Here is a 351-nt window from a genome sequence, read left to right on the forward strand (position 1 = left end):
CCAAGGAGACGAGGCTGCTTTGCAGGCATCAGATTGATACCGCAGAGCAGCTTTTGTCATATCAGAAAGAAGTAGAAGCGCAGATAACGGTATTAACTGAGACAAGGAAACACTTGCGATACCAGGTTAGACATATAGAGAAAACCGATACGACACAGGTTGATGTTATGAAAGCGGAAATTTCCCAACTATCCGGTAAACTGCAAAGCTTAAAAGAAGAAGGGAACTTATGCCAGGGGATTCTAGCCCGCTCAAAAGAAAGGAAAAAAACGCTATCGGTTGTAAGACAAGAGAAAAGGAAAGAAAGGAAGGTGAGTGACCGTGATAAGCGGAGGGGAAGCGGCAGACCAA

1 pseudogene is annotated in these 351 nt (G+C 44.7%); it reads left to right on the top strand.

The annotated features are described in order from the left end of the window. Positions 1-53: 53 nt before the first annotated feature. Positions 54-351: pseudogene (locus tag NE619_RS18150) on the top strand (hypothetical protein); the annotation flags it as partial.

The sequence above is a fragment of the Anaerovorax odorimutans genome (assembly GCF_024459955.1).
In the GTDB taxonomy this organism is placed as follows: domain Bacteria; phylum Bacillota; class Clostridia; order Peptostreptococcales; family Anaerovoracaceae; genus Hominibacterium; species Hominibacterium odorimutans_A.